Here is a 24,009-nt window from a genome sequence, read left to right as displayed (position 1 = left end):
CGCCCTCCAGCGGCATAGGGGGCAGCCTTTCCATTTCTAGCGCTTCAACGTTCGCGTGGAGAATATGATTGCGCAGCCGCCAATTTCGAGGCCGCAACCTCAACAACGATCATGGCGAGCTGGCTTGCCTGGCTAGGCGCCGTTCGCCCCACACGAAGGAGAAACGAGATGAATCAGCGGGATGTGGCCGAAGTCAATCTTCACGACCTACAGGTCTCGGATCCGTTGATTGGGAAATGCCAGCACTTGGTCAGGGAAGTGACGATTCCCTATCAATGGGACGCGCTGAACGACCGCAATCCCGAAGCGACACCGAGCCACGCGGTAGAAAACTTCCGTATTGCCGCCGGACGTGCGAAGGGGGAGTTCTACGGCACGGTTTTTCAGGACAGTGATGTCGCAAAATGGCTAGAGGCCGTTGCTTGGTCGCTGTGCCAGACACCCAATCCGGACCTGGAGAAAGTCGCCGATGAGCTGATTGAATTGATTGCGGCCGCCCAATGCGACGACGGCTATCTCAACACCTATTTCATGCTAACGGCGCCTCAGGACCGCTGGAGCAACCTAGCCGAATGCCATGAGCTTTACTGTGCCGGCCACTTGATTGAAGCGGGTATCGCTTTCTTGCTAGCTACTGGCAAACGACGCCTGCTGGAGGTCGTTTGCAAGCTTGCTGACCACCTCGGCACAGTCTTCGGTCCCGAGCGCGATCAGTTACACGGCTATGATGGCCATCCAGAAATTGAACTTGCATTGACGCGCCTCTACGAAGTGACGCAGGAGCAGCGATATCTGACGCTAGCCAATTATTTCGTGGAGCAACGCGGCACAGAGCCGCACTTTTATGACATAGAACACGAGAAACGCCGGCAATCCTGCCACGTCAAATCATCTGCCATGCCCTGGACGGTGAAAAATAAAGCCTATAGCCAGGCGCACCTGCCAATTTCGGAACAGCGGACCGCAACCGGCCATGCGGTTCGGTTTGTATACCTCATGACTGCGGTCGCTCATCTGGCGCGTCTGCGTCAGAACGAGCAGCAACGCCAGGCTTGCCTGCGGCTATGGCAAAACATGGTGCAGCGCCAGATATATATCACCGGCGGTATCGGCTCGCAAAGCTTCGGCGAAGCGTTCAGCAGCGATTACGATCTGCCGAACGATACTGCGTACGCGGAAAGTTGCGCGTCGATTGGCCTGATGATGTTCGCGCGCCGTATGCTGGAGATGGAAGTGGACAGTCGCTATGCCGACGTGATGGAGCGCGCGTTCTACAATACGGTCCTGGGCAGTATCGCCTTCGATGGGCGTCACTATTTCTATGTTAACCCGCTCGAAGTTCATCCCAAAACGCTGCGGTCCAATGGCATCTACAGTCACGTCAGGCCGGTGCGGCAACGCTGGTTTGGCTGCGCCTGCTGTCCGCCGAACATCGCGCGCATTTTTACATCAATTGGTCATTACATCTATACGCCATGCTCAGACGCACTCTATATCAATCTCTATATTGGCAATAGCGTGGCGGTATCGGTCGGCGGGCATACGCTGCGGTTGCTCGTGAGCGGCAACTATCCTTGGGGGGACGAGGTGGAAATCGCTGTGGAATCTACACAGCCAATCGCCCACACGCTCGCCCTGCGCCTGCCGGAATGGTGCAGCGCGCCGGAGACGACCCTGAACGGCGAGCCTGTCAATTGCGAGTCGCGCAAGGGATATTTGCACATTCACCGCACGTGGCGGCACGGAGACCGGATCAAACTATCGCTGCCGATGGAAGTACGCCGCGTATACGGTCATCCGCAACTTCGCAATTTGGCGGGCAAGGTGGCTATCCAGCGTGGCCCTTTGATTTATTGTCTGGAAGAAGCCGACAACGGGACCGAGTTACACAACGTTTGGCTTCCTGCAGAAAGCCGGTTTTCGCTTATCGAAGGCACTGGTCTCTTTAGCGACAAGATTTTGCTGCAGGCTGATGGGGCCCGGTTGCAACACACGCATTCTGAAGAAAGGGCGCTTTATCAGTACGACAAAGTGCCCGGACACCTACAACCGCAGCCGTTGACATTCATTCCGTGGTTCAGCTGGGCTAACCGCGGCGAAGGCGAAATGCGGATTTGGATTAATGAGCGTTGACGCGAATGTCTGAGTGGCGCGTCAAGGTGCGATCAAGTTTGGCCGTGATGATGCCGTATCATCTCGGGCGTATCGGAGCTGACCCTTGCTTTCTTGACGGGCGGACCATCTTGCAGTGCGTCAGCCGTGTTCGGATTATCTACGCTGGCTGTCCGATAGTCAGCTAGATTGCCGCCCAGAAACAAGACCTCGGTCTCCTCGGTCGGTATTCCCCTCACCCAAACTCGCAATTCCTCATCTCCAGGAGCATGCCCGCGCTCTAAAATACCGTTGATTTTTTTGGTCGGCCAAGCGGTGACACTCGGTACCGTGTAGGTGTGTAATTTCTTAGCGTTCTCTGCAATTGCCTTCGCGCCATGCTCGGTCTCGTCCTTTGAAAGGAGCAGTCGTGAGGGGTCCTCGCACAATGACACAAAAGCACTCTCTGTAACGCCTTGGGTGTGCAATGCAGCGAGGCGCGCCTTATCAATTTCGTCCTCTCTTTCGTCGTCCGAGCAGATAGCGGCCTTAGAAACATGCGGGCTAGCGTGAGCACGCAAATCCGCTAAGAAACGCACATGCGCGATGGCACTCACCTCCTTCTCTATGAGCGGCTCGCAATCGATGTCCTCGTTCTGAAAACGGTGTAGCGGCAGATACGATGATGACAACACGTCCTTGAGAATGCGGTCGCCATCGATACTGCCCGCGGAAAATCCGGTTGTTCTTGGCCACTGTGCTGTTCGCTGCTCAGCCAGCCTGATCTCGTTCCTGAGCGCCTCAACGTTCGCTCCGGCCAGTGATGCGGCAAGTTCGGCGCGCCCTCGGATGAACGATGGGGCCGGGCACCGTTCGCTTTCCTGGATAGCGCACGTTCCCAGATCGCTTTTCGTCATGATCGAGGGCGCTCCAACTTCGGAAGCTGTCAAAGCGGTAGCTGAATCAGACGTTTGGTGGATTGGCCGAAGATCACTTAGCTGCTGCTCAAAGTTCGCTTGGTGCGCGGACGGGTGTGCTGGTGACCTGGTTTGTCCGCTCAGGTCGTCCGGCTGTTCCGGCGCCCGTTGATGCTGCTGCAGGGGACCGTAAGCTTGAACAAAGTCTTCTGCGGTGTTCGGTGTATCGATATTCATTATTTTCCCCGCGAGCATGCTACATCAGGTCCTATTTCTGTAAGGGGGGCGGCTTTCGAGAAGCTGACGAGTCAGAGAAAGGAATGCCACTGACGCCCAAATTTTTCGATCGCTTCCCGCTCAGCTGCCATCACTGCGGAGGAGAGCGCCCCACGAACCTGCATCGGCGGCGCGGATCCACCCTCCGCCACGAAGCGGACGATTCGGAGCCTGCAACAGCACCACCACAGGATGTCAGAGCCGTGCGGGCTAGAGGGCTCTCTCCTCTCTAGTCGCGCTCGGCGTCGTGGCTCGCTGCGGCGCCTGCGGCCGAGGCACCCGCAAGATCTATCGAGCTCAGCCGCAGCGCAAGCATCGGCCGGGCAAGGCTCATGATTTGATTTCGAGTTCAGCATGATGCCTGTACGGCCATAGTGCGATCCGCTGCCCCGTACTGGGCTCCTAGTGGAGCGGCAAACGGAGGTTGGAATTGCTTCACTTTCCCGACTCAAAACTCTCTCATGCTCATAGCAGCCTTTCTTCGGCAGACACCGATCCTGCTGCACCCGCAGAAAGAACACTTTGGCCATTGGCTCATATTCTATTTTCTCTAAACCGCGTCAGCTTCTCGAAAGCTAACGGTAGTAGCGTGGGAGGTAGAGAGCGAACGAGCTGCTCAGATATGCGAAACGGCTCCAATCCGACGGGAACATGGCCCCATTTAACAATATCAACCCGTTCGACAGAGATTTTGCTGCCTACGACTCCACGGTCCAACAGCAGCAACGGCAGCAAGCGGAATTTGAGCAGCACTTGGGCGAGATGCCACAGGTCGATGCCGCAAATCTCGGCAGAGAGCCTTTTGATATCTCGGAGGAAGACGATCGCCTCATCCAAGCCGCCGCCGCTGCAGCCCGTGATCGGGGGGTACCGCCGAGCACCGTCACTGTCGGCATTTATGATCGTCGTCTTCGCAAATTGGCTGATGCGCTCAAGCGTCGTTCTGGCGAAAGTATTGCTACGCTCGATGACGAGTCGTTGCTCGATCACGCTAAACGGCTGTTTCCGAACGACAAGGTAATCGTCCCCGCGTTGTCAATGCTTAGTCGGTATCGTGATCCCGGTGCCCCCGCTCGCCCCATTACAACACATTATCGTGCTTCCAAAGAAGACGACCGCCTCATCAGGGCGGCAGCCGAAGCAGGCTTTGGTCGAGGGATCGACCGGAAAACCGCCGAAAACTATTCTAGCAATCTTCGCAAGTTATCTGCAGCACTCCGGCCTTTCTCAATTGCTATGCTCGGTCACGATTCGCTGGTCGGCCACGCTAAGAGGTTGTTTCCGAATGACAACAAACTCATCTACGCGTTGAATAGACTTCGTGAATACCGCGAGAGCACGGGGCAGGGCACTTCGCGCGGAGAGGGAGGCAGTTCGCGGTTGCCACTGGAGCCGGCCGCCCATTCGCCCGTGCGAAGTTTCGGCCAGGAGCAGCTATTGGGTAGTGCCGCGGATCTGGGCGGTGCGGTGCCGGCCGACCGATTCGACGCGCCAGAGCTTTGGCAGGGAATGGGTGCAGCACCCCTCTGGCCCGTGCAAAGTGTCGACCAGGAGGAGCATTTGGATGCCGTGGATCTGGGCGGCCCGCTGCCAGCCGACCGATTCGATTTGGCCTCAACGAACTGGGGGCGTCAACAATCGGGCAGCGCGGGCGGACAAGAGAGCTCACCGGCGCCCCCGTCCGCCGATGCGGTGGCCTTTGGGTGGCAGCTGAGCGAGATCGGCAATTCAGGCGATCGCGTGCTGATGCAGGCCCCTATCCATCGCGTGGGTGCATCGCCATGGGAGGCGCAGCCCGTGATGCAGGGGAGCGGGCACGAATACATCTCAGCGCCGCATGGCGGAGGCGGTGGGGCAATGCTGGACGCCTCGGCGCTGCAGCCGGGTCAGTCAATCGGGGTTTACGTGGGTGACAGCGCGCGCCCTCTTTATTCCGAAGACGCGTCCCTTATCTTGGGGCTTGAGGAGACGATCAGCGGGTCCAATGGAGAACATCTTCTTGACTTGGGGCGTTGGCTCTTTGAAAACAACAAGCCGGGCATTGCTGCTCGACTTGACGACGAGACGCTGACCGAGGATGTCGAGGAGTTCGAGAGAAACGGTGGTTCCTCGTACGTCGCTACGGCATTAGCTCATCTCAAGGCCTCCCTGTCGGCGGGCGTAGCCCCGCCGATTGTAGAACGCGCTGTCCTGAATCCTTATCCCGAAGATACGGCCCTCATCGAAGCGTACAAAGCAGCGCCTGCGGAAGGGATCATTCAAGATACCGTCAGCAATTATGCAAAACGTCTTAGAAGGTTCAGCGACCACCTTCGCAAAAAGAACAAGCCGCGGATTGCTGCTCGCCTTCACGACAAGTCGCTGGATAAAGATGGTAAGGACTATAAGGACTCTGGTGGACTCGACATCAGTGCCGCACTGGCTCATGTCCGCAAGTCGCTGCCGCGCGCCGGAGCGTTGGAACTCGGGCAGCACAGTGCCCGCGTTCCTCATCCCGAAGACGCGGTCGCAAGGCGCGTCGGGGACGCCGCCGCGCAGCACAGCGCGTCGGATGGAGCTGTCAACTGGCCAGAGGTCCTCCTCCCTGCGGAACGTCACGATCAGGATGTGGTTTCGGGGATGATGTACGAAGCCGACCCATCGTTGCCGTTCGAGCCAACCGCGCGCCATAACCAGGCACCGGATCCTGGAGAGGCCGTTCACCCCTTGAACTGGCCCCGGGACCATCAGCCGGCTCCGGACGAGCTGACCGGGAGCAACCTCCTGCCACGAGACGAGGTCCCCATCGATGAGGATTACACGGGGCAGTTGAGGCCAGCGAAGAGGCGGAGGACGCTGAGCAATCCGCAAGGAGATGCCATTGGGCGGCAGCTGAGCGAGATCGGCAATTCAGGCGATCGCGTGCTGATGCAGGCCTCCATTCATCAATTGGGTGCTTCGCCATGGGAGTCGCAGCCCATGATGCAGGGGAGTGGGCACGAATACATCCCAGCGCCGCATGACGGAGGCGGTGGGGCGATGTTGGACGCCTCGGCGCTGCAGCCGGGTCAGTCAACTGGGGTTTTGGTGGGGCGCAGCAAGCGCCCTGTTTATTCCGAGGATGCGCCCCTCATTTTGGGGCTTGAGAAGGCACTCATCAAGGGTGGGGCCAAGGAGCTCACCGCCAAAAGTCGTGTAGGTCAACTTCTCAGCTTGGATCGTTGGCTCTTTGAAAAGAACAAGCCGGGCATTGCTGCTCGGCTTTACGACAAATCGCTGGACAATGATGTCGAGGAGTTTTTGGAAAGAGGTGGTGCCCCACACGCCCGGACGGCACTGGCTCATCTCAAGGCCTCTCAGTCGGCGGGCGGAGCGGCGCCGATTGTGAGCCGCGCTGTCCTTAATCCTTATCCCGGCGACGCAGCCCTCATCAAAGACTTCGCAGCAGCGTCTGGGAAAAGGACGTATGCAACTGCTCTTCGTGCTTTCGGCCACTACCTGCGTGAAAACAACAAGCCGGGCATTGCTGCTCGGCTTTACGACAAGTCGCTAGATGAAGATGCCGAGCACTATGAGGCCTCCGGTGGGTCCGAATACGCCAGTGAAGCACTGAGTCATCTCCGAGGCTCGCCGCTGAAATTCGAGCGCCGGTATAGCCGCATTGCTACTCCTGAGGATGCGGTGCTTATCGAGGCGGCCAATAAGTGGGCACTCGCGGCAGCCACTTCGCAAACGGAACGAGAAGCGGTCTGGAGGAGGGCTAGCTCCGTTCGCGGGTTCAGTCAGTGGCTCCAACACAACGGCAGGGAGCCCATCATTGGCCGACTCAACAACCCTGATGCGTTGAAGACAGATCTTAACGACTTCAAGCGTGCTACCAATGAGACCCAAGTCGGCAAAGGTTTGGAGCTGCTTCGTAAGTACCAACAAGCCGTCGGAGCAAACAATCCGCTTGGATTACAATACCTTGAGCACGGGGCTGTCGGGTCGCCAGTGGTCCTTCCCGCGGAGGGTTACGATCAGGATCCGCCTTGGGGGGTGATGGAAGAAGCCGGCCCACCGTCGCCTCTCGGGCCAGCTGTCGGTTCGCCAGTGGTCCTTCCTGCGGAAGGTTACGATCAGGATCCGCTGTGGGGCGTGATAGACGAAGCCGGCCCACCGTCGTCTCTCGGGCCAACCGCGCGCCATTCCCAGGCTCCGGATTTCGGAGAGGCCGTTCGTCACCTCAACTGGCGCCACGGCCACCAGCGCGCCCCGGACGAGTTGATCGCTGCGCTGGACTGGAGCAACCTCCTGCCGACGCAGGAGACCCCACTGACCAGCTTCTTCGTCAACGGTGAGCACTACACGGCGGGCTTGATGCCAGCAGGGGTGACGAGGCAGAGCACCCCACTCAATCCGCGAGGTGTTGCCATTCGTCTCAGATATCGACCGGAAGGCGCTCCGCAGCCCAGCTCGCGGCCGGAGAATCCCGCCTCGCCAGAGCTGTTCGGCCGGACGATGGAGCCAACCGGGCCGGCGTGCGCCAGGGCTGCGGCAGCGTCCCCCGCGGTCGACGAGACTTTTGATGTTTCATTCGCCGCTCCCGAGGACTTTTCCCACCGCACCCAACCGGTCCCGGATAGGATGCTCTCGAGGTTGCGCCAGTTCGGCTTCTTGCCGAGCGCAGCGCAGCGGGTAATGAGCTACGACATTCGTGGTGAGCGCTACACGGCCATCTTGGGGCCAGGAGGGCCCAATGACGTTCAGCTCATCCATCACCCTCGAGTTGGTAGTGAAGCTGCGCCAGCGGCACCGGCGAGGGCTCGGTCAGACATCTACAGCGGTCTTGAGTCACTGGTTGATTTGACGTCCACTCCGCAGGAGCTGCGTGATGACGGCAATTATCCGTCGGTGTTTTCGCGCACACTGTCTGATGCTCAGATCGGGGATTTGGGTCCGACAGCCTCGCTCCACGACCGCAGCGGACTAGAGCTCGGCGCCAGGGACTGGCTGGGCGATGAGCATATCGCGGCGGACTATGCGCTCCTCGAGCAGGAGCTGCGGAGGGACAATCCGAATCTGGCCGCGCGCACGCGGTTCGTGGATCCCCTCGTAGCCCATTATCATCTGCGCTTGGGCACCGAGAGCATCGCACTAGGCGCATTCCAGCGCATAGTCCATAATCAGAATGGTAGCGACACCGCCGACTTCCTTTTCCTGCCGGTGAACGATGCCAGTGCTACAGATCCTAATCGCCGCGGCACCCATTGGTCGCTGCTGCTCGTTGATCGCCGCGAGCAGGCAAGGCCGGTCGCCTATCACTACGACTCCTACGGGATCACCAACCGTGCCATTGCAGCAGAGCTCGCACAAAGGCTGGGCGCTCGCCTGGAGCCAGCCCGCATGGCCCAGCAGCGGAACGGTTATGATTGCGGCGTCTTCGTGGTGGACGGCACGCGGGCGCTGGTTGGACGATTGGCGCAAGGAGAGGGGTCAGAGCACGAGCCGCTGCACCTCGACAACCTTGTCGCCGATCGGCAGGCACTCCAGGACCGACTCAGGGCACATCCGGGCTGATGGAGCTGGCTGGAACGGCTCTCGCCCACACCAGACTGTGCAGTGGCCTGAACCAGCGGATCAGGGCGACGACGACCTCTCTTTGCTCTGAGGATCGGCCGGTCCGTCGGTCGAGACGCGCCCTCTTCCCAAATCGTTGGCAAGCTGGTGAGGAACATGTCGATGGCGGGGCCGCAGTAATCAATCGCCCGTCGACTTCAGGTCGGCCAGGTGTTGCTGCGCCAGCAACTCGACCATATCTAAGCTATGCAGATTACCGGCAGTCGGACCCGAACCTCGTCGGAGGTACGGTTGGCTACCAGTCGCTAATGCAGCGTCGGCGCACCATGATATTTCTGGACGCGTGCGCCATCGCGTTGCACATGGTTCGAGTTGCAGACGATGCTCATTCTGTGCCGGCGCCTGACTTTCCACCCTCGTCGGCCAGGCCAGCACGAGGGCATCACCAGGTCCCGCAGCTGCCTGATGTCGGAGAGTTCGTCGGCCACGGCTGGCGCCACGCCCCGAGAGGCCTGGTCCGTCCAGATCGACATGCTCTTGGCCTGCTGCCGAGGCAGGACGGCCCAATGACATGTTTCTTGATCAGTCGACCTTACAAAAAACCTGCCCAGAGCGCGTTCTTCTCTTCCATCGCCCGCTAGCTGGCTGAACGAGGCCTTGGACTGAAACCAACGAGTCAGTGGGTCTGCGCATCAAGGCGGCTACGCGGCGGAAAGGCAAGTTGTCCGGCGAGAAAAGGTGCCGGCCGCTGGATCTCAATCCGCGAATCTTCTTAGCATCGTTCGCCGATGTCCAGCGCCTGAAATATTGACATTTCTCTAGGCCTGAGGTACGTGCGCCCAAAAACGTTCTCGCGGGGCTTTGCCGATTCGTTTTGGATTGTCGTTCTACGAGACCGGTTGGTTGAGGTGCGCGCTTGCGGGGTTTTGAGGGAACTGCGCCGGGCGAGCACGACGAAGTGCATTCGCTTCCGACGGATCCCCCGTTCAGCTTTCAGATTTCGCTGCGTCGCATGGGATCGTCCACCGGTCGTTCCTGGCTCTTGGGCTCAGTCTTCTCCAAAATACCAGTGCGGTGTTGATCTGCCCAAGCTGACGTCCGATCTGGTGTCGCTCGTGAGCGTCTTCGGTGACGCCCAGTTGCTCGATGAGCTTCTTTACGCACGAGAAAATTCTTGATGAGTGTGGTCACCGAACGGCCCAGATGCAGCCAACAAGCATCGCGGCGAAAACGACTGCGGCGCTGATTCCGAGGGCAATTTCCATCGCATTACTCCGTCATTCTCTACACGGTTCCCATCAGCCGGTTTATGCAAAGAACCAGTCTTCCGGCAATCGAATATAAGGGCGTGATTTTCAGTGCCTTCACCGAGGAGTGGGTTGAGGTGTCGTAATCAAAACTGCTGTATGCTCGCAACAGCCTAGCCTTGCCACGTGATGTCGCACCGTAGTGAAACATGTTCGCTAACGAACCGCTGACTTCGCATTGATTGTCATGGTCGTATCCGTTTGCTCGGCTCGCGCGTACGGAGACACTGATCCTGTCGTACCCACGGGTTTCGTGTTCATGCACGAAGGACATCACGGCGCAGAGCGCGAGCGAATGCGACCGCAGCCTCTCCAACATGCTGTTTCATTTCGCCTCACAGCAAACGGCGGGGCGCACCGGACGCTATCGAGCACGTGCAAAGTCCTCCCGTAACATTAGCGGTCCCACATGTGATAAGATCAGTCGTTGTGGTTGAACGAAGCAAGCGGCGTGCCGATTCGAAAATTGGAGGTTCTACAGTCGCTTCGTATTGGGTGTAGGTAGCGGTAGCGTCAAGTTGTGGGACATTGGTCTCAAAGCTGACAAAACGGCGCCGTTAGTGTCCGAATCTTCGCAAAGTTTTGAAGAACGGTGAATGCACCGTGCCTCAGAAACGACCGGTGCCGGCTCGGCCGCAGTGCCAGTTCGCCGATGCGCGACCGGTACATATTGGCCCACGCTGATTTCTCTAGTCAGCTCCTTGAAAGCTTGAGGCGCCGACGCGCCTACAGCCAGGCCTTTGGGAAGGACATGGCCCTTATTCGCGAAGCCAAGCGAGCAGCCTGCGACAAAGGCGTACCAGAGCGTTTCCGTCACGAACCCGGGAGACCGAGTACAAAATCCAAACCGGCCGTAAGCCGTCCGGAATCCTCCCGCCCGGTAAGCGGTTCAGAGGCATATCACGTAGCGACCTGATTTCTGTTTCGCCTTCCTGCAGGACTTTCCCCCGGCACCTGACCAGCTGCCGGACGCGGGCAGGGGAGGGCAATTGGTCGGCGTCAAGGCCAGTGGCGAACTAGCCGACATTGTGGCTCGAGATGGATTGGTCGCACTGAGAGACTTCGAGATTTGCAAGAGCGATTTAATCGGCGCGAATGCGAGATTGACTGCGTCGCTGATAATCAATGCGGCAGAACCCACGCTGATAGTGCGACTTTCTGTCGCCAGGGCTCGCCTTCGCATATTGTTGATGACGAGCTTTGGAATCGCTGCCGGCGGGAAAACGATCGGGACTTTATGGCCGCAAACCCAAAACCAAAGCGATCCTGAGGATCCCAGGAAATCACACCATCGCTGTTGCGGGAAGGAGAAGCGCGGCATTCCGCCTTCGGCCGCCAGTGCAGCAGTTCAAGTGCCCGGGCGATACGCAAGATGTCGCGCGCAGGTCACCACCCTTCACATCCGTAGCAGCTACGACAGGATTCCTGCACTGTCCGCACCGCGACACGCGCCAAGATAGTTGGATCCGATTCACCCCCTGCGGCCAGAGTTAAGACCTTCTCAGCAAGGCATGCCTTCAACGAAGAGGTCCGCCTCGCTTCGGGCACCATCCGGACAGCATGCTCCAGAACACCCCTCAACTCAGCACACACTTTATTTTGCGAGGATTTTGCAGGCGTCATGATGCTACTCCACAAAATAGAACCTTTTCATGGGGGCTCCGGCCTACACAGCCAGTGTGCCCGAAAAACTTGGAACTCGGCGCCTGATGGCCCCTTCCGCCAAGTGAGTGTGGCAGTCGGGTGGGGGACGGTCACGCCGACGAATACAAGAAATATGATGAGCTGATGTGACAGTTGGACGAAGGAATCACTGTGGCTCGCTGGGATGTAGTACCACTCGATCTGCCGGTGCTGCGACCAGCGCAACGTTGCCATGCTGGTGAGCCCGGTGCCGCTATCAGGGACGATCATCGCTGGAACAAACGTGCAATGCAATCACAGCATCGAGCTCGCCCGACCCGCAAGACTGGCGGCGCACTATAAAAAATAAGCAAGACATTCCCGCGTGAAGTCATTGACAATAGCCAGGATGCGGAAGCCAAAACAGATCTCAACTTCTAACTGGTTGAGAGCGACCGGGCCCTCATCGCGCTCTTGGGGAGCTCAGTTCATTTAGCCGAAGACCGAAGCGCTCCGGCACCCCGGGGACGGCGCGCAGCCGGCCAGCAATGGCTTCAATGCTCTTTTGATCGCGTCCCGATCAGCCAACAGCTTTACCTTCGTCCACCACCAGATCGTCGTCTTGTCCATGCCGATACCAGTCCAGAGAAGAATACGATGCGCTGGCTGCCTCCGCCTCGTTCTACGCGCGAAGTTTGCGCCACAGCCCCTTGCCGCTCACCACAGCTAGCCCAAATCCACCCGGTATCGCACTACGGTTCACCCGAAGATGTGCTCGATGCCTCCTTTTGGCAGACGAGAAGCGTGTAATCATATCGTGATGAGCCTTGGATATGTGTGATCAAATTTTCCCCGGCGCTTCGCGAGGTAACGGCTATCCTGCATTAATTATGTGTCTGGACAACATACTAGCGGCGCTGAATCAGGTAGACGAGAAGAACGGCCGGCGGCCAAGCGGAGGTTGGCCACGTGGCGGCCACTGTGACTGCACTGCTGCTGACGAACCACAGCCTTTGTCGACAGAGACGCTGCGATGAGTGGCATCGACATAAACTTCGCGCACACCGAATCATTCGAGATGAAGACGCGACGCAAATGTACGGTGGCTTGCTGAAGAATGGCACGATTGGGCAGTTTTCAAGGTTAGTTTCTAAACTAAGTATCGGAATCCGGGATGACTTCGATTGATGATAGCTTAAGTGAGATCAAATCCGTGCGGAACGACATTTGGCGTGTTCGTACGTTGCTTCAAACCGAGTTGCCTGATGCGGAGCGAAAAATCGTTGAGAAGCGCCTGCTTGAACAGCGTTCCGCCTTTGAACGGCTCTTAGCGACCACATTTCCTTTGACGTTGAGGCTCTGAAGTCAATTCGGAGTCCGTGCCGCTCAAAAGGTAACTAAACGACGGACGTTTGAACTTCTTGTTGACCGAGAGCATCTCGTGATTGGGAGTGGATTGTATGCGGGCCCTCCGGCAAAGCTCAGATGGAGGCAAAACCGAATCGCCAAAAAATGTCGCGGTGATAACCTGCCTTGTTCCTTGTCTTGCTTTCCACAAGTTTGATTAATTCTCCGATCCGCAGTCTGCCGATCCCTGATCAGCGGCAGACCAATCTGCACTCTTTTCGGCCGCCTTCGATGGCCGATCTTGGCGATTGCCCGTTGCATTCGGGAGCTCAGGACACCAATTCGGCAGAACGATAAGCAGGTAAGGGCGATGTTTTTTGCGATCGCGACGAATCCGGTGTTTGGCCCGACAACAAAGATGCGCTCGGCGCTTCCGAGGAAACGCGCGGCGTTCATCGGTGTTTCAATTCGCAATGATGCAACGGTTGCGGGCAGATCGGTTGCTGGAAGACCGCTCGCCATGTCGGCTGTCGATTTCCGACGGTCGCCCTCTGGCCATGATAAGCAATTTGGTCGGCCAAACCGTGAAGGTGCATTTCCTGGTCGCGCGCGTCCTCCAGCTATTTGGCGCAGCGCTCCTGCAGAAGAGGCTATCAGAGCTGAAGCCCACCCTCGACTGCAAGAGGGTCCATTAAGACATCATCGGCAACAGTCCCCGCGGCCTCTCGAGAAAATCGCGGTCGTTGCACAGTCCAACAGGATCGTGTTGTTGCGGGGCGTTCTGCGACCGGCAAGGAGCTGGTCCCCACGCGTGCACGAGCTGTCGCCGCGCGGCGGGGGACCCTATATTCGAAGAATTGCGCCGGGCTGCCAGAGACGGTGCTTGATCGAAATTGTCCGCCCGTGAGAAGAGGTCTTCACCGGAGCGCTGAACCCGCGCCAGATGATTCAACTCGCTGACAAGGCAACCCCTCGACGAGATCGGTGAGATCTCGCCACCGTTCCAAAAGCTGCTCCGTATTCTGGAGGAGCAGGAGTTCCAGCGCGTCGACACATCGGACTATCAAGGTCGCCGTACTGTCACTGACTCGATCAACCGCAATCTCGAGAGGCGGTGGCGCGAAACAAGTTACGCGCGAGACCTCTACCATCGCATCGTCGTGCCCATCCTGCTGCCGCCCTTGCGCGAGGGCCGCAGTGAGATCCCGCTGCTCGCGGCCGAGTTCTTGGAGAATTTCAATGGCGAGAACGGTCGTGCATTGAGCTTCGCTACACTGCATGGACGTGCTAGTAGTGAATTGCGTTCTGTGCGAGCAATTGAGACTTGCGTGTAGCGGACGCGACGCTGGCCAAGAAACTTGCGATCATCAGAACCGACTTTGCCAGCTCCTCACGGTGGGTGCCTGTTGGCGATGCTGTGGAGCCGCGGATCGGACGAGCTATCACTGCCGCAGCTGCTGATCGTGCCGCTGTCGCCGAAGCGCCGGCCGGCTTCCGGGGGAACTGGTCACCGCATCCGATTTCGAGTTCGCAAGTTGCGGCCAAACCCGGGGGCGAGACCGCCGAGCATTTGGGAGCGGCGCGAAAATGACCGACCGCGACCACGTTACCGCGGCGATCGAGAAGTCGGGCTGGGTGCAGGCGGGAGGCGACTCGCCTCCTTAGGTTAACCTACGCCGGCTGCGCGCTCAAGAAGTACGGCCAACCAGATCAAGCGTCTGTGAGCCGAGTGTCGCGGTCGCGACACGCTGTCTGGCCCAGGACATGCACAAGAGGGAAAATAGCCGAGATAAATCAGCTCGGCGTTTGGCACGAGCCTTGAAGGGAAGAACCGTCCCGTCGCCCGCCCAAGGAATCGGAGTTTATGGCCTACAAGATAATCGCCTCCCAGTGCACCGTCTGCGGCGCATGTGAGTTCGAATGCCCGAACGCAGCAATCAGCCTCAAGAACGACATATATGTAATTGATCCGAAGAAGTGCACCCAATGCGAGGAGCATTGCGACACGCCGCAATGCGCCGTTATCTGCCCGGTGCCCGGCACGTGCGTGCAGGCATAAGGAGCGGCCGATGAGCGGGTCCGCTGCGCGCAGCAAGATTGAAACACTATCGGCGGCGTTTCTGATTAGCGGCCTGGTTGGCCGCGAGCTGCGTGTGACTTACGCGATCGCCCATGCGGTGAAGGGGGCGCGCCGCCGCCGTCGTCGGACATGGTCGGAGTTGTCCTTGCGCGAGCGGCGGAGCGGACAATGGTAGCAGCCGTAAAAGACACGGCCGACCGGGTGCGCTCGATCGACGTCGACCAGTATCGATATGGGTTTGAGACTCTTATCGAATCCGAGAAGTCGCCCAAGGGGCTCTCGGAAGACACCGTGCGCTTCATTTCCGCGAAGAAGAACGAGCCGGCCTGGATGCTGGAATGGCGTCTGGAGGCCTATCGGCGCTGGCTGACCATGACCGAGCCGACCTGGGCGCGCGTCAACTATCCCAAGATCGACTACCAGGACATCTATTACTACGCGGCACCGAAGCCGAAGAAGACGCTGTCCTCGATCGATGAAATCGATCCCGAAATCCTCAAGACCTACGAGAAGCTTGGCATTCCCTTGCGCGAAGTCGCCATTCTCGAAGGTGTCGAGCCCCCGCCCGGTGGGGAGCCGTCGGCCAACCGCAAGATCGCGGTCGACGCGGTGTTCGACTCGGTTTCGGTGGCGACCACCTTCCAGAAGGAGCTGAAGGCGGCCGGCGTGATCTTCATGCCGATCTCGGAGGCGATCCGCGAACACCCCGAGCTGGTGAAGCAGTATCTCGGATCGGTCGTGCCGACCTCGGACAATTACTTCGCGACGCTGAACTCGGCGGTATTCTCGGACGGCTCGTTCGTCTACGTGCCGCCGGGCGTGCGCTGCCCGATGGAGCTGTCGACCTATTTCCGCATCAACGAGCGCAACACCGGCCAGTTCGAGCGGACGCTGATCATCGCCGACAAGGGTTCCTACGTCAGCTATCTGGAAGGCTGCACCGCGCCGCAGCGCGACGAAAATCAGTTGCATGCAGCGGTCGTTGAACTCGTCGCGCTCGACGACGCCGAGATCAAATATTCGACCGTGCAGAACTGGTACCCCGGCAATTCCGAAGGTCTAGGCGGCATCTACAATTTCGTCACCAAGCGTGGCGACTGCCTCGGCAACCATTCGAAGATTTCCTGGACCCAAGTCGAGACCGGGTCGGCGATCACCTGGAAATATCCGAGCTGTATCCTGCGCGGCGACAATTCGCGCGGCGAGTTCTATTCGATCGCGATCTCGAATGGTCATCAGCAGGTCGATAGCGGCACCAAGATGATCCACTTCGGCAAGAACACGTCGAGCCGGATCATCTCCAAGGGCATCGCGGCGGGCAAATCGCAAAGTACCTATCGCGGCCTCGTCACCGCCCATCGCAAGGCGACCGGCGCACGGAATTATACGGCCTGCGACTCGCTCCTGATTGGCGACAAATGCGGCGCGCACACCGTGCCTTACGTCGAGGCGAAGAACTCGTCCGCGACCTTCGAGCACGAGGCGACGACGTCAAAGATCTCCGAGGACGTGCTGTTCTATTGCACCCAGCGCGGCCTCTCGCAGGAAGAATCCGTCGGACTCGTGGTCAACGGGTTCGTGAAGGACGTGCTGCAGCAACTGCCGATGGAGTTCGCGGTTGAGGCGCAGAAGCTGATCTCGATCTCGCTGGAGGGCAGCGTCGGTTAAGCCAGATGATCAGCAACATCTTCGCATTTGTTCGTTTTGCGCCACTTGCGATCTTCTTATGTGTTGCGATCGCTGGGGCATTTGCGGCCCTGATCGGCGGCTTGGCAGGATGGGTTGATGTAACGAATACGGCAAGTTGGCCGCCGGCGGCGGGGCTCTGGGATTTTTCGTCTGGTTTTGTTTTCCGGCTCTAATTCGGGCGTTGTAGGCCAAGGAAAGAAAATGACTGCGTTGCTTGAAGTCAAAGATCTGAAGGTTCGTGTCGAGGAGCGCGAAATTCTCCATGGGCTGACGCTGACAGTGAACCCGGGCGAGGTGCATGCGATCATGGGGCCGAACGGCTCCGGCAAGTCGACGCTGAGCCATGTCATCGCCGGCAAGCCGGGCTATGAAGTCACCGATGGCCAGATCCTGTTCAGGGGCGAGGACCTCCTGGAGATGGAGCCGGACGAGCGCGCCGCGAAGGGCGTGTTCCTGGCGTTCCAGTATCCGGTCGAGATTCCCGGCGTCACCACCTGGAATTTCCTGCACACGGCGTTGAACGCGCAGCGCAAGGCGCGCGGCCAGAGTCAGCTTTCGTCTCCGGAGTTTCTCAAGAAGGTCCGCGAGGTCGCAAAGTCGCTCAACATCCCGCAGGACATGCTCAAGCGCGGCGTCAATGTCGGCTTCTCCGGCGGCGAGAAGAAGCGCAACGAGATTCTGCAGATGGCGCTGTTCGAGCCGGCCGTCTGCATTTTGGATGAAATGGATTCCGGCCTCGATATCGACGCGCTCCGGATCGCAGCCGATGGCGTCAACGCGCTGCGTTCGCCGGAGCGTGCCATGGTGGTCATCACGCACTACCAGCGGCTCCTCAACTACATCGTGCCTGATTTCGTGCACGTGATGTCGAGGGGCAGGGTGGTGAAAAGCGGCGGCAAGGATCTGGCTCTGGAGCTCGAGGCTTCCGGCTACACCCAGTTCGACGACGCGGCCTGACGCAAAGCGGATTTGTGATGAACCTGGTTTTGGCAAAGAACGAAACCGGACGCGCGCTGAGCGACAGCTTTGCGGTCGCGCGCGACCGGCTGCCCGGTGTCGGCAAGGTGGCCGAGGCGCGAAGCGCTGCCTTCGAAGCCTACGAACGCACAGGCCTGCCGCATCGCCGGATCGAAGACTGGAAGTATACCGATCTCCGCGCGCTGATGCGCGAAGTGCTGCCGCTGGCCGATGCGCCGGACGCTGCCGCGCTGAAACGCGCTGCCGCGGCCGTAAAGCTGCAGGCGATCAAGGGCGCGCGTCCGCTCGTGCTGGTCGATGGCGTGTTCGTGCCAAAACTTTCCGAAGTCGGTGGTCTGGAGAAGGGCCTTACCGTCCGCACGCTGCGCGATGTGCTGGAAGCCGGCGACGCGGCGCTGCAGGCGCAGCTCCTCTCGCCCGACAACGCCAATCCGATGGTAGCGCTCAACAGCGCGATGATGACCGACGGCGTGGTGGTCGAACTCGCTGACGGCGTCGTGCTGAAGCAGCCGCTGCATATCATTCATGTCGCCAGCGGGTCTGCGCCGGCGGCGATGTTTACGCGGTCCCTGCTGCGCCTTGGCAAGGATGCCGGCGTTACGCTGGTCGAAAGCTACATCGCGGCCGATGGCGCCAAGGCCTATCAGGCGCACGATTCGCTCGTTGTCGCGATCGGCGATAATTCGCGGCTCGACCAGATCAGGCTGGTCGAGGACAGCCGTGACGCCTTCAACATCTCCTCCGCCACGGTGACGCTGGGCGCGCATACATATTTCAACACTTTTGGCATGACCTCGGGCGGCGCCGTCAGCCGCTACCAGGCGACAATTGCGTTCGCCGGAGAACATTCCCGGGTCGAGACCAACGGCGTCAATCTGCTCAACGGCCGCCAGCACGCCGACACGACGCTATTCTTGGATCACGCTGTGCCACACTGCGCCAGCCGCGAGGTGTTCCGCGCCGTGGTCGACGACCGCGCTCATTCGGTGTTCCAGGGTCGCATCATCGTACGTCCCGATGCGCAGAAGACCGACGCCAAGATGATGACGCGGGCGCTGCTGCTCTCCGACGAGGCCGAGGCCAATAACAAGCCGGAACTCGAAATCTTCGCCGACGACGTCACCTGCGGCCATGGCGCGACCACCGGCGCGCTCGACGAGAGCCTGTTGTTCTATATGCGCGCCCGCGGCCTTCCGGAGAAGGAAGCCCAGGCGCTGCTGATCCAGGCGTTTGTCGGCGAGGCGATTGAATCGATCGCTAGTGACGATCTGCGTGAAGTCGCGATTGCGGCGGCGCGGCGTTGGCTGGAGGCACGGGCATGACGCAGCATCCAGCGGTCAAGAATGGCGCCTACGACGTCCACCGTGTGCGGGAGGATTTTCCCGCGCTGGCGATGAAGATCTATGGCAAACCGCTGGTCTATCTCGACAATGCCGCCTCGGCGCAGAAGCCAAAGGCGGTGCTCGATCGCATGATGCAGGCTTACACGTCCGAATATGCCAACGTGCATCGCGGCCTGCATTATCTGGCCAACGCCGCGACCGACGCCTATGAGGGCGCCCGCGGGAAGGTGGCGCAGTTCGTCAACGCGCGCGGCACCGAGGAGATCATCTTTACTCGTAGCGCCACCGAGGCGATCAATCTGGTCGCCCAGACTTTCGGCCGCGAGCGCATTACAGCGGGTGATGAGATCGTTCTCTCGATCATGGAGCACCACGCCAACATCGTGCCATGGCATTTTCTAAGGGAACGCTATGGCGCTGTCATCAAATGGGCGCCAGTGGACGGGGAGGGCAATTTCCTCCTCGAGGAGTTCGAGCGGCTTCTGACCGAGCGCACCAAAATGGTTGCGATCACGCAGATGTCCAACGTGCTCGGCACCGTGTTGCCGGTGAAGGAAATCGTGAGGATCGCGCATGCACGTGGCATCGCGGTGTTGGTCGACGGCTCGCAAGCCTGCGTTCATCTGGATGTTGATGTCCGCGATATTGATTGCGATTTTTACGTGATGACGAGCCACAAACTATATGGGCCGACCGGCATCGGCGTGCTTTACGGTAAGTATGCGCATCTGGCGTCGATGCCGCCGTTCAATGGTGGCGGCGAGATGATCCGCGAGGTCTCGCGTGGCGGCGTCACCTACGGTGATCCGCCTCACCGGTTCGAGGCTGGCACGCCTCCGATCGTCGAGGCGATCGGTCTGGGCGCGGCTGTGGACTATATCAATTCAATAGGAAAGGCACAGATCCACAAGCACGAAAGCGCACTGCTCGCTTACGCGCAGAAGAAGCTGCGGGGCATCAACTCCCTACGTATTATCGGAACGGCGGCTGAGAAGGGCGCGATCATCTCCTTCGAAATAAAAGTCGCGCATGCACACGATTTTGCCACCGTCATCGATCGCGCAGGCGTGGCGGTGCGCGCCGGTACCCATTGCGCGATGCCGCTGCACGAACGTTTTGGCGTGCCAGCGACCTGCCGCGCTTCGTTCGCTCTCTACAACACCCATGAAGACATCGATGTGCTGGCGGGCGCGCTTATCAAGGCGCAGGAGCTGTTCTCATGAGCGAAGGGGCTGGCCCCGGACCATGAGGCGCGCGTGTATACGCGAGTTGCCGCAGCAATGCGCTAAGCATTGTATCGCAGGACTTCCGCCGGGCGAGTGGGTCCGCTACTTTACGCTGATTAAGAACGGCGCCTGGATCCGCCCAAGGATGTTGGTGAGCCGCTGGTCTTTGCGGGCGAGACTCGAACCGTGCGGCAGATCTGTACTACGCCCTTGGGTTCATAGCGCGGGCCGTCTTCATCATCAGTCGCGCTCACGGGATGATTCGTCTCGGCGAGAGGGCGGATCTCTCGGTGGAATCGAGGGATTAAGCCTAGATCATGATCCGGAAAAGTGCAAACCGGTTTTCCGAAAGATCCTGCTCAAACAAAGACATGGGATCATGATGCGAATTCCATCTAGTCGCATCATGATCGAGAGCCTGCCCGCGCGTGCCGCCCGAATTGACCGGTATGCCGCCGACCGAACCATTTCCGAAGGCGGACCACCGTTCACCGTGACGCGCCTTGATGCGCTGATCGAGCCGACCATCTCTCGCGCACCCGCATGTGTGGTCTCCCGGCAACAATGGCGCGAGAGGGACAAAGATCTGGGGTAGATGCTGCAACGTTGTGCAGCAGGGGGCTCGTCCTCAAGTTTGATCTGAGCACGGCAGCGCCCCAATTGGGCGCGGTGGCCTGCCGATCCTCGCTCGCCATCTGCCTGTCGCGCGAAACCAAGAGCCGCGGGGCCTACACGTCCCCGTAGGCTGCCTCGACATTCTTCCGGCGGCGGTCATAGCTTGCGATCATGAACAACGCGCCGATGGTCGCGAGGTTCTTCAAGACATCGACCAGCATCCTGCGTTGCCGTGCCCCGGCTGATTCCGGAAGTCGTACAAATAACAAGTCGAGATCCCGACATGGAGGACCGAGACAAACAGAAAGAAGCGCGCACCAAAGTTCAACGCGATCACCAGCGCCGCGAGGAGTTCGAGCGAATCGACCACAACCGCCAGAACTTGCGGCGTCGGCATTCCGGTCGCGCTCTCAAGCGGCGCGGTGTAGGACGCGAACGCCTCGGGAATTGAAAATTTGGTCGCGATGAGATCGGCGGTCTGCTGTATGCCGAACAGCTTCGTCGCCCCCGCGTAGATGAACAGCACAGAACTCGCCCGAAGGTAACGAACGCTGGCTGGTGGACCTGACTGCAGTGCGGACGCGGGAAGAGCGGAACGTTTATGGTCGTTCCGCTCTCCGCCATCAAATCGAATCCGTCTGCGCCCGGAAGGCGACCGCCTTCAATTAGCCGAGTTGCGAGCGGCCGGCGCGCTCCTGGGCCTCGACCGCGGCGACCGCCGTCATGTTGAGGACGCCGCGCGCGGTCACCCCGGGCGTTAGGATATGCGCCGGCCGCGCCGGACCGATCAGGATCGGCCCCACGGGAAGCGCATCCGCCAGGACCTTTACCGTCTGATAGGCGATGTTGGCAGCATCCAGCGTCGGCATGATCAGGATGTTGGCCTCGCCGTCCAACCTCGATTGCGGCAGCACCATCCGTCGTGCAGCGGCCGACAGCGCGGTGTCGCCCTGCATCTCGCCGTCAGCCTCGAGCCCCGGGTGCTTCTCTTTCAGAAGCTGGGTGGCGCGGCGCATCTTGCGCGAGGAATCGGTGTCATAGCTGCCGAAGTCGGAATGCGACACGAACGCGACCTTCGGCTTGAAGTTGAAGCGCTGGACGTGGAGCGCCGCCAGCGAGGCCATTTCCGCCAGTTCCTCCGCGCTTGGGCTGGGCCGCACCTGGGTATCGGCGATGAAATAGGAGCCCTTGCTGGTGATCATCAGCGCCAGCGCCGCATAATCGCTGGTCCCCGGCAAGAAGCCGATGATCTCGCGCACATGCCGCAGGTGGCTCATGTACCGCCCCTCGACGCCGCACAGCATGGCGTCGGCTTCCCCACGCACCACAGCGAGGGCCGCGATCACCGTGTTGTTGGTGCGCACCACCGTGCGCGCCGCATCCGGCGTGACGCCGTGGCGCCCTGCGACGTCAATATAGGACTGCACGTAGGAGCGATAGCGCGGATCGTCCTCAGGATTGACAAGGTCAAAATCCTCGCCCGCCTTCATCGAGAGGCCAAACCGTTTGATGCGGGCTTCGACCACCGAGGGCCGCCCCACCAGGATCGCCCGCGCCAGCTTCTCCTCGAGGACCACTTGCGTGGCGCGCAGCACGCGCTCGTCCTCGCCCTCGGCGTAGATGACGCGCACCGGCTGCGTCTTGGCCTTGGCGAACATCGGCTTCATGACGAGGCCGGAGCGGAACGCAAACCGCTCGAGCAGCGCGCGATATTCGTCGAAATTCTTGATCGGCCGCGTCGCGACGCCGGAGTCCATCGCAGCCCTCGCCACCGCCGGCGCGATGCGCAGGATCAGGCGCGGGTCGAACGGGCTCGGGATCAGCGATCCCGGCCCAAAGCCCTGCGTCTCGCCGGTGTCGAAACCGGAAGCCACCGCGTCCGACGGAGGATCGCGCGCAAGCTGCGCGATTGCATCGACCGCCGCGTGCTTCATCTCCTCGTTGATTTCGGTGGCGCCGACATCGAGCGCGCCGCGGAAGATGAAGGGAAAGCACAGGACGTTGTTGACTTGGTTCGCGAAGTCCGAACGTCCCGTGCAGATCATCGCGTCGGGACGGCTTTTGCGGGCCTCGTCCGGCATGATCTCCGGCACCGGGTTGGCGAGCGCCATCACCAGCGGCTTGTCGGCCATCTGCTTGACCATTTCCGGTCTCAGCACGTTTGGCGCTGACAACCCCAAGAAGATATCCGCACCGGGAATGACATCCGCGAGCACCCGCGCATCAGTGTTCTGCGCATAGACGGCCTTCCAGGGGTCCATCGAGGTATTGCGGCCTTCATGGACGACGCCATCGATGTCGCAGACCCAGATGTTCTTACGCTGCGCACCCATCGACACCAGCAGGTTGAGACAGGCGATCGCGGCCGCGCCGGCGCCGGAGCAGACGATCTTCACGTCGGGCAGCTTCTTGCCGTTGAGAAGCAGCGCGTTGACGATCGCAGCGCCCACGATGATGGCGGTGCCGTGCTGGTCGTCATGGAAGACTGGGATCTTCATGCGCTCCTTCAGCTGCGCCTCGATTGCGAAGCATTCCGGTCCGCGGATATCTTCGAGATTGATGCCCCCGAAAGTCGGCTCCAGCGCCGCCACGGTGTCGACCACGCGCTCGATGGTGTCGGCCTTGATCTCGATGTCGAACACGTCGATGCCGGCGAACTTCTTGAACAGCACCGCCTTGCCTTCCATCACGGGCTTGGACGCCAGCGGGCCGATATTGCCGAGGCCGAGCACGGCGCTGCCATTACTGACCACGGCAACCAAATTGGCACGTGCCGTCAGAGAGGCGACCTCAGCGGGGTCTTTGGCGATCTCGGTGCAGGCGGCGGCAACGCCGGGCGAATAGGCGAGCGCAAGGTCGCGCTGGTTGACGAGCGGCTTGATCGCCTGGATTTCGAGCTTACCGGGTCGCGGCAGCCGGTGATAGGCCAGCGCCGCCGAAAGGAGATCTTCAGAATGGGATGACATGCTACTCTCGCGT

At 59.9% G+C, this 24,009-nt stretch carries 15 protein-coding genes; 12 read left to right on the top strand and 3 right to left on the bottom strand.

Going from position 1 to position 24,009, the window contains the following annotated elements; all coding sequences use genetic code 11:
* Positions 1-168 precede the first annotated feature (168 nt).
* Positions 169-2,133, top strand: a complete 1,965-nt coding sequence (locus LMTR3_RS32945; protein ID WP_065749123.1) for a glycoside hydrolase family 127 protein — start codon at positions 169-171, stop codon at positions 2,131-2,133.
* A 32-nt stretch (positions 2,134-2,165) separates the two neighbouring features.
* Here LMTR3_RS32945 and LMTR3_RS32940 read toward each other — a convergent pair whose 3' ends face one another.
* A complete protein-coding gene (locus tag LMTR3_RS32940) occupies positions 2,166-3,245 on the bottom strand; it encodes a hypothetical protein (protein WP_176722048.1) in 1,080 nt (359 codons plus the stop codon).
* 690 nt (positions 3,246-3,935) lie between these two features.
* Here LMTR3_RS32940 and LMTR3_RS39665 point away from each other — a divergent pair.
* From LMTR3_RS39665 to LMTR3_RS38805, 11 genes are all read left to right on the top strand, one after another.
* Positions 3,936-8,822, top strand: a complete 4,887-nt coding sequence (locus tag LMTR3_RS39665; RefSeq protein ID WP_065749121.1) for a Ulp1 family isopeptidase — start codon at positions 3,936-3,938, stop codon at positions 8,820-8,822.
* A gap of 4,104 nt (positions 8,823-12,926) precedes the next feature.
* On the top strand, positions 12,927-13,115 hold the full coding sequence (locus tag LMTR3_RS32925; RefSeq protein WP_176722047.1) for a hypothetical protein: 189 nt from the start codon (positions 12,927-12,929) through the stop codon (positions 13,113-13,115).
* A gap of 940 nt (positions 13,116-14,055) precedes the next feature.
* Complete coding sequence (locus tag LMTR3_RS40460; RefSeq protein WP_084029956.1) at positions 14,056-14,433, top strand: sigma 54-interacting transcriptional regulator; 378 nt, start codon at positions 14,056-14,058, stop codon at positions 14,431-14,433.
* Between the two features lie 530 nt (positions 14,434-14,963).
* Positions 14,964-15,158: a 4Fe-4S binding protein gene (locus tag LMTR3_RS32910; RefSeq protein ID WP_065749117.1), complete on the top strand. Its 195-nt coding sequence runs from the start codon at positions 14,964-14,966 to the stop codon at positions 15,156-15,158.
* Positions 15,159-15,168: 10 nt separating this feature from the next.
* Positions 15,169-15,354 carry a hypothetical protein gene (locus LMTR3_RS38185; RefSeq protein WP_141686924.1) on the top strand — a complete coding sequence of 62 codons (186 nt, stop codon included), beginning with the start codon at positions 15,169-15,171 and terminating at the stop codon, positions 15,352-15,354.
* Complete coding sequence (gene sufB / locus LMTR3_RS32905) at positions 15,348-16,847, top strand: Fe-S cluster assembly protein SufB (RefSeq protein WP_065749116.1); 1,500 nt, start codon at positions 15,348-15,350, stop codon at positions 16,845-16,847. The genes LMTR3_RS38185 and sufB overlap by 7 nt, the downstream gene beginning before the upstream one ends.
* A 5-nt stretch (positions 16,848-16,852) precedes the next feature.
* Positions 16,853-17,041, top strand: coding sequence for a hypothetical protein (locus tag LMTR3_RS38180; protein ID WP_141686923.1), 189 nt, complete (start codon positions 16,853-16,855; stop codon positions 17,039-17,041).
* Between the two features lie 28 nt (positions 17,042-17,069).
* Positions 17,070-17,825 carry a Fe-S cluster assembly ATPase SufC gene (gene sufC / locus LMTR3_RS32900; protein ID WP_065749115.1) on the top strand — a complete coding sequence of 252 codons (756 nt, stop codon included), beginning with the start codon at positions 17,070-17,072 and terminating at the stop codon, positions 17,823-17,825.
* Between the two features lie 17 nt (positions 17,826-17,842).
* On the top strand, positions 17,843-19,168 hold the full coding sequence (gene sufD / locus LMTR3_RS32895) for a Fe-S cluster assembly protein SufD (RefSeq protein WP_065749114.1): 1,326 nt from the start codon (positions 17,843-17,845) through the stop codon (positions 19,166-19,168).
* The gene (locus tag LMTR3_RS32890) at positions 19,165-20,412 is read left to right on the top strand and encodes a cysteine desulfurase (protein WP_065749113.1); all 1,248 of its coding nucleotides are present in this window, start codon (positions 19,165-19,167) and stop codon (positions 20,410-20,412) included. Before sufD ends, LMTR3_RS32890 begins: the two co-directional genes overlap by 4 nt.
* Before the next feature lie 382 nt (positions 20,413-20,794).
* Entirely contained in the window at positions 20,795-21,010 is a 216-nt protein-coding gene (locus LMTR3_RS38805; protein WP_176722046.1) for a hypothetical protein, read from the top strand.
* A gap of 222 nt (positions 21,011-21,232) precedes the next feature.
* Here the strand turns inward: LMTR3_RS38805 and LMTR3_RS39660 are convergent, their stop codons facing one another.
* Both LMTR3_RS39660 and LMTR3_RS32875 read right to left on the bottom strand, forming a co-directional pair.
* Positions 21,233-21,556: a DoxX family membrane protein gene (locus LMTR3_RS39660; protein ID WP_245320088.1), complete on the bottom strand. Its 324-nt coding sequence runs from the start codon at positions 21,554-21,556 to the stop codon at positions 21,233-21,235.
* A gap of 139 nt (positions 21,557-21,695) precedes the next feature.
* Complete coding sequence (locus tag LMTR3_RS32875; RefSeq protein WP_065749111.1) at positions 21,696-23,996, bottom strand: NADP-dependent malic enzyme; 2,301 nt, start codon at positions 23,994-23,996, stop codon at positions 21,696-21,698.
* Positions 23,997-24,009: the final 13 nt, after the last annotated feature.

The organism is Bradyrhizobium sp. LMTR 3 (genome assembly GCF_001693485.1).
Taxonomy (GTDB): Bacteria; Pseudomonadota; Alphaproteobacteria; order Rhizobiales; family Xanthobacteraceae; genus Bradyrhizobium.
Note: the sequence above shows the minus strand (reverse complement) of the source record. Positions and strands in the feature narration are given on the sequence as shown.

Coding starts and splice junctions, on each gene's coding strand:
- LMTR3_RS32945 (WP_065749123.1), top strand. CDS start 169: ATGAATCAGCGGGATGTGGCCGAAGTCAATCTTCACGACCTACAGGTC.
- LMTR3_RS38185 (WP_141686924.1), top strand. CDS start 15,169: ATGAGCGGGTCCGCTGCGCGCAGCAAGATTGAAACACTATCGGCGGCG.
- LMTR3_RS39665 (WP_065749121.1), top strand. CDS start 3,936: ATGGCCCCATTTAACAATATCAACCCGTTCGACAGAGATTTTGCTGCC.
- sufB (WP_065749116.1), top strand. CDS start 15,348: ATGGTAGCAGCCGTAAAAGACACGGCCGACCGGGTGCGCTCGATCGAC.
- LMTR3_RS32875 (WP_065749111.1), bottom strand. CDS start 23,996: ATGTCATCCCATTCTGAAGATCTCCTTTCGGCGGCGCTGGCCTATCAC.
- sufD (WP_065749114.1), top strand. CDS start 17,843: ATGAACCTGGTTTTGGCAAAGAACGAAACCGGACGCGCGCTGAGCGAC.
- LMTR3_RS32925 (WP_176722047.1), top strand. CDS start 12,927: ATGACTTCGATTGATGATAGCTTAAGTGAGATCAAATCCGTGCGGAAC.
- LMTR3_RS38805 (WP_176722046.1), top strand. CDS start 20,795: ATGATGCGAATTCCATCTAGTCGCATCATGATCGAGAGCCTGCCCGCG.
- LMTR3_RS32940 (WP_176722048.1), bottom strand. CDS start 3,245: ATGAATATCGATACACCGAACACCGCAGAAGACTTTGTTCAAGCTTAC.
- sufC (WP_065749115.1), top strand. CDS start 17,070: ATGACTGCGTTGCTTGAAGTCAAAGATCTGAAGGTTCGTGTCGAGGAG.
- LMTR3_RS32890 (WP_065749113.1), top strand. CDS start 19,165: ATGACGCAGCATCCAGCGGTCAAGAATGGCGCCTACGACGTCCACCGT.
- LMTR3_RS38180 (WP_141686923.1), top strand. CDS start 16,853: ATGATCAGCAACATCTTCGCATTTGTTCGTTTTGCGCCACTTGCGATC.
- LMTR3_RS32910 (WP_065749117.1), top strand. CDS start 14,964: ATGGCCTACAAGATAATCGCCTCCCAGTGCACCGTCTGCGGCGCATGT.